This window comes from Pseudomonas sp. MWU12-2020, assembly GCF_023100605.1.
Classification (GTDB): Bacteria; Pseudomonadota; Gammaproteobacteria; order Pseudomonadales; family Pseudomonadaceae; genus Aquipseudomonas; species Aquipseudomonas fluorescens_H.
Genome location: NZ_JALMEX010000003.1, coordinates 633,479 through 642,574, shown reverse-complemented (window position 1 = coordinate 642,574; position 9,096 = coordinate 633,479). Strand labels below are relative to the sequence as shown.

The following is a 9,096-nucleotide window of genomic DNA, read 5'->3' as shown; positions in this document are numbered from 1 at the left end:
CCTTTCGTCTCAACCGAGGCGCGCATTCTACAGCAGCCTCATTTGCTGTCAAGTGATTATTTTCAGAAGTTTTCGAAGATTTCTTCAACAACTTCAACCACTTGCACTTCCGATCTCTCGTTAGCGGGAGGCGAATTCTACAGCGTTACACGCTGCTGTCAACACCTCTTTTTTTCCGCTTTCGACCGAGAAGATCGAACCGTTAAAAGAGCCAAACATCACCGCTCTTTCAACTCCTTCCAGGCCTCGATGAACTGAAGCAACCCACTGCCGAAAACTGCGTAACTCATTGAATCTCAAGGAGTTTTCCGTTTCGACTGCGCCGGAAGTGGGGCGAATTATAGACCTCCAGGATCTGCCGTCAACCGTTAATTTCAGTTTTCTGTCGAGTCCCTGAAAAAGCCTGCTTATATCCTGCTTATATATAGACGCAGTGTCAGCGAATGAGCAGTATATTGCCCAAACCCAAAGCAACACCCTGCTCTCACCTTCGGATGATGCCTCGCAATGACTGACCAACCTCGCTCTCTGGCCTCAATGCTGTTCCCGGTTGGCCTGTTATTAATCGCCATGGCTTCCATCCAGTCCGGCGCTTCTCTGGCCAAGAGCATATTCCCGGTGGTTGGCGCCCAAGGGACGACCACACTGCGCCTGGTTTTCGCCAGCGTTATCATGCTGTTGCTGCTGCGCCCATGGCGCGCCAGGCTGACCGCTCAATCCTTGCGCACGGTGATCGTTTACGGAATGGCGCTGGGCGGGATGAACTTCCTCTTCTATATGTCACTGCGCACCGTGCCACTGGGGATCGCAGTCGCACTCGAATTCACTGGCCCGCTGGCCGTCGCCATTTATGCCTCGCGCCGCGCAATCGACTTTCTCTGGATTGCCCTGGCAGCGGTCGGCCTGCTGCTGTTGATCCCGACCGGAGCGACATCAGCGGGAATTGATCTGGTTGGTGCCGGTTATGCCTTGGGTGCCGGCGTGTGCTGGGCGTTGTACATTCTCTTCGGCCAGAAGGCCGGTGCCGACAACGGCGTCACGACAGCCGCCCTCGGCGTGATGATCGCCGCACTATTTGTCGCCCCGATCGGCATCGTGCATGCCGGTGCAGCGCTACTCACCCCGTCGCTGATCCCGGTCGCCATCGGCGTCGCCATCCTCTCAACCGCCTTGCCCTATACGCTGGAAATGGTCGCCCTCACCCGCATTCCAGCCCGCACCTTCGGCACCTTGATGAGCATTGAACCGGCCTTTGGTGCGCTGTCGGGGCTGCTGTTTCTGCAGGAATACCTCACGCTGTCACAATGGATGGCGATCCTCTGCATTATTCTCGCCTCGATCGGAGCAACCATGACCATGGGCAGTTCCGCCAAGCCCGCCATTGCGGCAGATTGAAACAGGATTTGACGAAGGTCTGGCAATTGGCGTTCATTTAGGCCATGTTTAGGCCCCTTAACTCAGTGCCAGGCATGGATTTTTTCGGATAGGGATATCGAACCGCTTAAAGCGCAGGCGAATACAGGCAGACCCGAGCGCCAGACTCGCGGCTACCATAAGGACGGTAATGAAACGAATTTTGATACTGATCGCTGTATTGGCAGTAGCGGGGTGCGCAGCGACCTCCAAGACCCAGGTGAAGCACGGTAAAAAAGGGCTGCACATCAACTGTTCCGGGCTGTCGTCCTCTTGGGACAAGTGCTACACCAGCGCCGCCGATGCTTGCGCCCCAAAGGGCTACAAAGTCATCGCCAAATCAGGGGACGCCGTGGAAGAGCCAGGCGACTACCCGTTCGGTCTCAATCCGGCCGGCTATACCAGCCGCAGCATGATCGTCATCTGCAAATGAATCATTCTGGCTGCTCGCCTCGTCGAGCAGCCAGCTGACGCCCGATCTCCTCATGGCTGGACTTCAATACCGTCCGTTGAATGTCCGGTGTCACCAGCATCCTCGCCACCACCAGTGCCCCGACACATTGCGACAGAATCGCCCATGCGAGGCTGTCGCTCTCCAGAATCTGTGCCCAACTGGCTTGCAGCCGACAAATCCACAACTCTGCCTGCTCACGAACCTGATCATCTGAACGGGCAATTTCCGCGCCCAGCGTCGGCAAGGCGCAGCCCGATTCTGGCTGCTCTACGTGGGCCATGCTCAGGTATTGTTTGAGACAGCGCTCCAGCCGCTCACGATCCTGTGCTCCCTGCCCTCCGAGTCGCTCCAGGCTTTGACACAGTTCGCGCTCGACGATGGCCGTGAACAGCGCGTCTTTCGAAGAGAAGTGACTATAGAAAGCAGCGCCACTGAGGCCGATAGCCTTCATCAAACCATCGACCCCGACAGTCGAAAAGCCCGAACGCTTGGCTGACAGCGCGCTGCTGTTCAGCAGTTTTTCTCGGGTTTCCAGCTTGTGACCAGCGGAATACCGCATGTACTTGCCCTCTTTATCGACCGCCTTGACGTTATCCGGATCCTAGCATAACGTTCGTTCACTTAACGATCGTTTACTAAAGGGATTCACCCATGAATAACAAGAAGGTCGTGTTAGTGGTTGGTGCCGGTGATGCCACGGGCGGAGCGATTGCCAAGCGTTTTGCCAAAGAGGGTTTTGTCGCTTGCGTCACCCGCCGCAGCGCCGACAAATTGCAGCCGCTGGTCGACGCGATTCAGGCCGAGGGTGGCGAAGCACACGGTTTTGCCTGCGATGCGCGCAAGGAAGAAGACGTCATTGCCCTGATTGAAGACATCGAAACCCGCCTCGGCCCGATCGAAGCGTTTGTCTTCAACATCGGCGCCAACGTGCCTTGCAGCATTCTTGAAGAAACCGCACGCAAGTATTTCAAGATCTGGGAAATGGCCTGTTTCTCGGGTTTTCTCAATGCCCGCGAAGTGGCCAAGCGCATGGTCACCCGCAAACGCGGCACCATTCTGTTCACCGGCGCCACCGCCGGGCTGCGTGGTGCTTCCGGATTTGCCGCATTTGCCGGGGCCAAACACGGTATCCGTGCACTGGCGCAAAGCATGGCGCGCGAGTTGGGCCCGATGAACATCCATGTCGCCCATGTAGTGGTCGATGGCGCCATCGATACCGACTTCATCCGCAACAGTTTCCCCGAGAAGTACGCGACCAAGGATCAGGACGGCATTCTCAACCCCGAACATATCGCCGAAAACTATTGGTACCTGCACAGTCAGCCACGGGATGCCTGGACATTCGAGCTGGACCTGCGCCCCTGGAACGAACGCTGGTAAGCCCCTCCTCCATAACAATAATCAGAGAGCAGCGAAGATGACGAAAACCGTGGAGTTCTATTTCGACCTCGGCAGCCCTGCCACCTACCTGGCCTACACGCAGTTGCCGAAGATCTGTGCCCAGACTGGCAGCCAACTGATCTACATCCCGATGCTGCTGGGCGGTGTGTTCAAGGCGACCGGCAACGCCTCACCGGCAATGATTCCGGCAAAGGGCCGCTACATGTTTCAGGATCTGAATCGCTACGCCAAACGTTATGACGTGCCGCTCAAGTTCAATCCGCACTTCCCGATCAACACGCTGACATTGATGCGTGCCGTCACCGGGATACAACTGCACCAGCCAGAACGCTTTAAGGCGTTTATCGATTGTCTTTTCAAGGCGCTGTGGGTGGAGGGGCGCCCTCTCGATGAGCCGGCTACCGTCGCTGCGGTATTGAGCGAACACGGCTTCGCCCCCGATGAAGTACTGGCCCTGACCAACGACGAATCGGTCAAGGCTGTACTCAAGGAGAATACGGAGACAGCGGTAAAACGCGGCGTGTTTGGTGCGCCGAGCATGTTCATCGGCAACCAGATGTTCTTCGGACAGGACCGGCTCGACTTCGTCGAAGAAGCCCTGCGCCAAGCCTGAATCAGCAGCAGAACTCAGGCGCTGCCAATAGCGCCTGAGCTTCAACCATTCAGATCGCCGCTGTGCGCGTGTTCAGCCACTCCAGCGCAGCCCCCTCAAGCAATGGACTCAGACGCTCACGCACTTCGGCATGGTAGGCGTTGAACCACTGCTTCTCTTCCTGCGTCAGCAAGGATGGCTCCAGGCAACGCGTGTCGATCGGGCACAGGGTCAGCGTTTCAAACTTGAGGAACTCGCCGAACTCGCTGCTTCCCGCCTCGCGGTTCATTGCCAGATTCTCGATCCGCACGCCCCAACGACCCGGACGATAGGTGCCCGGTTCAATCGAGGTGATCATCCCCGGTTGCATCGCCGTTTGCGGTGCCGGTGCTGCCTGATAGGCGATCACCTGCGGGCCTTCGTGCACGTTGAGGAAATAGCCGACCCCATGACCGGTGCCATGACCGTAATCCACGCTTTCCGCCCAGATCGGCGCGCGAGCGATGGCATCGAGCAACGGCGAGAGAATGCCTTTCGGGAACTGCGCCCGCGACAGAGCGATCACGCCCTTGAGCACGCGAGTGCAGTCACGCTTCTGCTCAGCCGTCGGCGTACCCACCGGCACCATTCGAGTGATGTCGGTGGTGCCACCCAAGTACTGGCCGCCCGAGTCGATCAGCAACAAGCCGTCGCCCTCGATCACCGCATGTTCTTCTTCGGTAGCGTGATAGTGCGGCATTGCACCATTGGCATTGAACGCGGCAATCGTATTGAAACTCAGCGACACGTAATCCGGACGGCGCTCACGGGCAGCGGTGAGCTTTTCATCGATGGTCAGTTCGGTGATGCGCTCGCGGCCCCAGGCCGATTCCAGCCAGGCAAAGAATTCGCACAGCGCCGCGCCATCCTGCTCCATGGCCTTGCGGATATGCTGCGCATCGGCCTCGCTTTTTTGCGATTTGGCGAGGGTAGTCGGGTTCAAGCCTTCGACCAGTTTCACCGCACTGTCCAGGTTATCCAGCAAACCGCTGGTCACCCGCGCCGGGTCCACCAGCAGGCTCGCGCCGCTCGGTACAGTGCGCAAGGCGTCAGCGACCTCACGGTAATCGCGCAGGGTCACGCCGTCCCGCTCCAGCACCGCACGCAGCTCGGCATCGACTTTGCTCAAGGCCACGAACAGCGTTGCTTGCTGTTGATTGATCAACGCAAAAGAAACAAACACCGGGTTGAACGACACGTCGCCGCCACGCAGGTTGAACAGCCAGGCGATGTCATCGAGGGTGGCGATGAAGTGCCAATCGGCGCCACGTTCCTGCAGGGTCTCGCGCAGTTTGGCGAGTTTTTCGCCACGGCTGACCGTCGCTTGCGGTGGCAGATGTTGATAGATCGGCGCGTTCGGCAGGCTCGGGCGATCCGCCCAGACTTCATTCAACAGGTCGATGTCGGTACGCAGACGCGCGCCGCGGGCTTCAAGCTTGCTGCTCAGGGTGCGCGCCGAAGCGACGGCCATCACCGCACCGTCGACCGCGACTACGCCACCTTCCGGGGTCTGCTCGGCCAGCCAGTCCAGCGGGCTCGGCTGACCCGGTTGCAGCTTGACCAGTTCGATGCCGCTGCCCTTGAGTTCCTTGGTCGCCTGTTCCCAATAGCGACTGTCGGCCCAGACCCCGGCGAAATCAGCAGTCACGATCAAAGTGCCGACCGAACCATGGAAGCCCGACAGCCATTGCCGCCCCTGCCAGTAGCCCGGCAGGTACTCCGACAGATGCGGGTCGGCCGATGGCACCAGCAACGCATGAATGCCTTCGCGGCGCATCAGTTCACGGGTTTGCGCCAGGCGCTGGGGAACCGTTCCTTCGGTCAAAGTCTGGGTACTCATCATGTCTCCTGCCAATCACTTCATCGTTATTGTTCGTAGCCGTATAAACGGCTGGTTAAAGCCCTGTCGCCCAGAATGCCGGGGCACTGGCGCAGGCGCTTTTGATCAGTTCTGCCGCCTGATCGATATCGTCGGCGGTGGTAAAGCGGCCAAGGCTCAGGCGAATCGTGCGACCGGCCAGCCGTGCGTCGTGCCCCAGCGCCAGCAACACGTGAGAGGGTGTGTTGCTCGCCGAATTACAGGCCGAGGTCGCGGAAAAAGCGATCGAATGGCTCAAGGCTGCACTGTTGAACTCACCTTCGCTGAAGGTCAGGCTCAAGGTATGCGCGATGCGCTGGCTGGCGCTGCCGTTGAGGCGCACGCCCGGCAGGCTCAGCAACTGTTCAAGCAACCGCTCACGCAGCGCCACGATGGACTTTTTCTCGGCATCGAATTCGGCAGCCGCCAAGGCGAATGCCGCGCCCATGCCGGCGATCTGATGCGTCGCCAGAGTCCCGGAGCGCAGCCCGCCTTCGTGGCCGCCGCCATGAATCTGCGCCTGCAAACGCTGTTGCGCGCGCGGGCCGACATACAACGCGCCGATGCCTTTGGGGCCGTAAAGCTTGTGCGCGGAAAACGACATCAGGTCCACCGGCCACTGCTGCAGATCAATCGCCACTTTGCCGGCGCCCTGAGCGGCATCGACATGGAACAACGCCCCACGGCCGCGCACCACTTCACCGATGGCCGGGATATCGTTGAGCGTGCCAAGTTCGTTGTTGACCAGCATCAACGACACCAGAAAGGTGTCGTCGCGCATTGCTTCGCTGACCGCTTGCGGGGTGATCAGACCTTCGGCGTCCGGCACCAGATAGGTCACCGCGACGCCGGCATCCTGCAATTGCCGGGCGGTATCGAGGATGGCTTTATGTTCGATCTGACTGGTAATGATGTGGCCACCGGCAACGCCGCGTGCCTGGGCCACACCCTTGAGGGCGAGGTTGTTGGATTCGGTGGCACCGGAGGTCCAGACGATCTGCGCGGCCTCGGCACCGACCAGTTCGGCGACTTGCCGACGGGCCTGCTCGACCGTTTGCCGGGCCTGCTGGCCGAAGGCGTGGGAGCTGGAAGCCGGGTTGCCGAAGTTACCGTGAAAACCCAGACAATCGATCATCACCTGGATGACCCGCTCGTCCACCGGGGTGGTGGCGGCGTAATCGAAATACAACGGACGTTTATTCATAAAAGACTCGCAGAGCGTGTTCCGGGATCAGGAGGCTCGTGTCTGCAAACGGCACAGCGCAGCCTTGTGAGCTGCGCCTGGGTTCGAGACCGTCATCAATACCTGATCGGATGCCGTTAAAGAAGAACAACTTCATTTAAAAGTGCGTAGGAACGCTCCTGAAGTCGAGCTTAACAGGCATCGGGCCGGCGGTTGAAGCAATGCGTCAGTGAAAGCTTTCGAGAAGCAGCGGGTACAGCGAAATCACCAACAGCGCCGCCATGCCCCAGTTGAACACGCGCAACCAGCGCGGGTCCTTCAGCACATTGCGCAGCAGCGTGCCGCACGCCGCCCAGACGCCGACGCTGGGCAGGTTGATGATGGCGAACACGGCGGCGATGACCACCACGTTGGTGAAATAACCCTGCATCGGCGTGTACGTGCTGATGGCACCGATGGCCATGATCCAGGCCTTGGGATTGACCCATTGAAACGCGGCGGCACCGAGATAGCTGATCGGCTTGGCCTCACCTTCGACGCCCTCGCCTACCGGGCCCGAATGGGCGATTTTCCACGCCAGGTACAACAGATACGCGGCACCGAGATAGCGCAGCACCGTGTAAAGAATCGGGTAAGTCTGGAACACCGCGCCGAGGCCAAAGCCCACTGCGACCACCAATACGAAGAAACCGCAGGTGATGCCGAGCATGTGAGGAATGGTGCGGTTGAAGCCGAAGTTCACGCCCGATGCCAGCAACATGGTGTTGTTCGGCCCCGGTGTAATCGAGGTGACAAGGGCAAACAGGGCAAAGCCCAACAGCAGATCAAGCGAGAGGGTCATGGGAGCAATCCGTCGGGGGTCATTCAGGTGTTGACCCTATCGCACGGCAGCCCGCAAACCCACGGACAGTTACGCGAAAATACGAGCAGTACAGTTTTCGATTAACTTGGACGACCGTGCAGCTGTATCGCACGTCCGGCGCTCATTTCAGCTTTCTTGTCGAATTGCGATTCGCCCAGCAGTGCCGCTTTCTTCGCGTGATATTCATCGAAGGACAAGCCGCTGCGGTTCAGCGCTTCCATCGCCAGTTCGCGGGTTTCTTCGGCGGTGTATGGCCGTTGTTCGGGGGCAACGTGGGTCGCGCAACCGGCAAGTACGGAGACAGCGAGCAGCAGCGAAACAGTCAGTAAACGATTCATGGGGAGCGTCCTGGCGAGCAGTGGTAGTCGATGGACAAAGGCTACGCCCGCGCCCGCGCGGGCAAAAATCAACGCTCTCAATAGTGGCTATCAGGATTTCAGCTTTAACGCCCTCATATCTCCTAACGATCTATAAATATCGATTAACGTTCTTTTACGGAATAACCAGCAGCCGCTATAAATCCCTGCACGCGGCGAACAACTGTTGCTCCAGCAACTGTTGCCCAGGCAACAGCAGATCAACAAACCCGCCTGATATCTGCACAACCGACTCACGCCAGAACGCTCAAGCCCAGGTAATCCGGGGCTCTCAGGAATTGGTACAGCGCTTGCTCAAGCCTTGGCACTTACTCACTGCTCGCTGAGCAACTGTTGATAAAAAGGAACTCATCATGTCGCGTCCCCTGAAAGTCGTCGCCCTCTCTGGCGGCACCTGGCGTCCATCGCGCACTCTGGTGCTGACCCAAGCGCTGCTGGCCGAACTGGCTGGGCACTTGCCGATCGAGAGTCATCTGATCGAACTCGGCGATATCGCCCGACCACTGGGCAGCGCTCTGTCGCGTCAGGAGCTGGGTGCCGAGGTCGAGGCCGAACTGCAAGCCATTGAACAGGCCGATCTGCTGATCGTTGCCGCGCCGGTGTATCGCGGCTCCTATCCGGGCCTGCTCAAGCATTTGTTCGATCTGATCGACCTCAACGCGCTGATCGACACCCCGGTGCTGCTCGCCGCCACCGGTGGCAGCGAGCGCCACGCACTGGTGCTCGATCACCAGTTGCGTCCGCTGTTCAGTTTCTTCCAGGCCGTGACCCTGCCCATTGGCGTGTACGCCACCGAGGCCGACTTCGCCGATTACCAGATCACCAGCGAACCGCTGAAAGCGCGGATTCGCCTGGCTGCCGAACGCGCCGCGCCACTGTTCGGCACGCAAATCAAACCGTTGCTGAAAATCGCTTAA

At 59.1% G+C, this 9,096-nt stretch carries 11 protein-coding genes; 6 read left to right on the top strand and 5 right to left on the bottom strand.

Going from position 1 to position 9,096, the window contains the following annotated elements; translation table 11 throughout:
• The 3 genes from M0814_RS10345 to M0814_RS10335 form a co-directional block, all read left to right on the top strand.
• A partial coding sequence (locus tag M0814_RS10345; RefSeq protein WP_247868478.1) for a hypothetical protein occupies positions 1 to 258 on the top strand: 258 nt, incomplete at its 5' end.
• Positions 259 to 507: 249 nt separating this feature from the next.
• A complete protein-coding gene (gene rhtA / locus M0814_RS10340; RefSeq protein WP_103486600.1) occupies positions 508 to 1,395 on the top strand; it encodes a threonine/homoserine exporter RhtA in 888 nt (295 codons plus the stop codon).
• A 169-nt stretch (positions 1,396 to 1,564) separates the two neighbouring features.
• A complete protein-coding gene (locus M0814_RS10335) occupies positions 1,565 to 1,846 on the top strand; it encodes a hypothetical protein (protein WP_003226635.1) in 282 nt (93 codons plus the stop codon).
• 1 nt (position 1,847) lies between these two features.
• Here M0814_RS10335 and M0814_RS10330 read toward each other — a convergent pair whose 3' ends face one another.
• Positions 1,848 to 2,426, bottom strand: a complete 579-nt coding sequence (locus tag M0814_RS10330) for a TetR/AcrR family transcriptional regulator (protein ID WP_103486599.1) — start codon at positions 2,424 to 2,426, stop codon at positions 1,848 to 1,850.
• A 92-nt stretch (positions 2,427 to 2,518) separates the two neighbouring features.
• On the opposite strand from M0814_RS10330, the gene M0814_RS10325 reads away from it, so the two are divergent.
• Both M0814_RS10325 and M0814_RS10320 read left to right on the top strand, forming a co-directional pair.
• On the top strand, positions 2,519 to 3,247 hold the full coding sequence (locus tag M0814_RS10325; RefSeq protein WP_103486598.1) for an SDR family oxidoreductase: 729 nt from the start codon (positions 2,519 to 2,521) through the stop codon (positions 3,245 to 3,247).
• 37 nt (positions 3,248 to 3,284) lie between these two features.
• Positions 3,285 to 3,881 (top strand): 2-hydroxychromene-2-carboxylate isomerase, encoded by a 597-nt coding sequence (locus M0814_RS10320; RefSeq protein WP_103486597.1) that lies wholly within the window; start codon positions 3,285 to 3,287, stop codon positions 3,879 to 3,881.
• A 49-nt stretch (positions 3,882 to 3,930) separates the two neighbouring features.
• On the opposite strand, the gene M0814_RS10315 is transcribed toward M0814_RS10320, so the two are convergent.
• From M0814_RS10315 to M0814_RS10300, 4 genes are all read right to left on the bottom strand, one after another.
• Positions 3,931 to 5,739 (bottom strand): aminopeptidase P family protein, encoded by a 1,809-nt coding sequence (locus tag M0814_RS10315; protein ID WP_103486596.1) that lies wholly within the window; start codon positions 5,737 to 5,739, stop codon positions 3,931 to 3,933.
• A gap of 55 nt (positions 5,740 to 5,794) precedes the next feature.
• Positions 5,795 to 6,961 carry an aminotransferase class V-fold PLP-dependent enzyme gene (locus M0814_RS10310; protein ID WP_003226638.1) on the bottom strand — a complete coding sequence of 389 codons (1,167 nt, stop codon included), beginning with the start codon at positions 6,959 to 6,961 and terminating at the stop codon, positions 5,795 to 5,797.
• Between the two features lie 205 nt (positions 6,962 to 7,166).
• A complete protein-coding gene (locus M0814_RS10305) occupies positions 7,167 to 7,781 on the bottom strand; it encodes a LysE family translocator (RefSeq protein WP_003226640.1) in 615 nt (204 codons plus the stop codon).
• Between the two features lie 101 nt (positions 7,782 to 7,882).
• The gene (locus M0814_RS10300) at positions 7,883 to 8,140 is read right to left on the bottom strand and encodes a hypothetical protein (RefSeq protein WP_103486595.1); all 258 of its coding nucleotides are present in this window, start codon (positions 8,138 to 8,140) and stop codon (positions 7,883 to 7,885) included.
• 392 nt (positions 8,141 to 8,532) lie between these two features.
• Here M0814_RS10300 and msuE point away from each other — a divergent pair, with 392 nt between their 5' ends.
• Positions 8,533 to 9,096 carry an FMN reductase gene (gene msuE, locus M0814_RS10295; protein WP_103486594.1) on the top strand — a complete coding sequence of 188 codons (564 nt, stop codon included), beginning with the start codon at positions 8,533 to 8,535 and terminating at the stop codon, positions 9,094 to 9,096.

Excerpts from the sequence above, each read along its gene's own strand:
- M0814_RS10330 (WP_103486599.1), bottom strand. The coding sequence starts at position 2,426 with ATGCGGTATTCCGCTGGTCACAAGCTGGAAACCCGAGAAAAACTGCTG.
- M0814_RS10300 (WP_103486595.1), bottom strand. The coding sequence starts at position 8,140 with ATGAATCGTTTACTGACTGTTTCGCTGCTGCTCGCTGTCTCCGTACTT.
- M0814_RS10320 (WP_103486597.1), top strand. The coding sequence starts at position 3,285 with ATGACGAAAACCGTGGAGTTCTATTTCGACCTCGGCAGCCCTGCCACC.
- M0814_RS10315 (WP_103486596.1), bottom strand. The coding sequence starts at position 5,739 with ATGAGTACCCAGACTTTGACCGAAGGAACGGTTCCCCAGCGCCTGGCG.
- M0814_RS10335 (WP_003226635.1), top strand. The coding sequence starts at position 1,565 with ATGAAACGAATTTTGATACTGATCGCTGTATTGGCAGTAGCGGGGTGC.
- rhtA (WP_103486600.1), top strand. The coding sequence starts at position 508 with ATGACTGACCAACCTCGCTCTCTGGCCTCAATGCTGTTCCCGGTTGGC.
- M0814_RS10305 (WP_003226640.1), bottom strand. The coding sequence starts at position 7,781 with ATGACCCTCTCGCTTGATCTGCTGTTGGGCTTTGCCCTGTTTGCCCTT.
- M0814_RS10310 (WP_003226638.1), bottom strand. The coding sequence starts at position 6,961 with ATGAATAAACGTCCGTTGTATTTCGATTACGCCGCCACCACCCCGGTG.
- M0814_RS10325 (WP_103486598.1), top strand. The coding sequence starts at position 2,519 with ATGAATAACAAGAAGGTCGTGTTAGTGGTTGGTGCCGGTGATGCCACG.
- msuE (WP_103486594.1), top strand. The coding sequence starts at position 8,533 with ATGTCGCGTCCCCTGAAAGTCGTCGCCCTCTCTGGCGGCACCTGGCGT.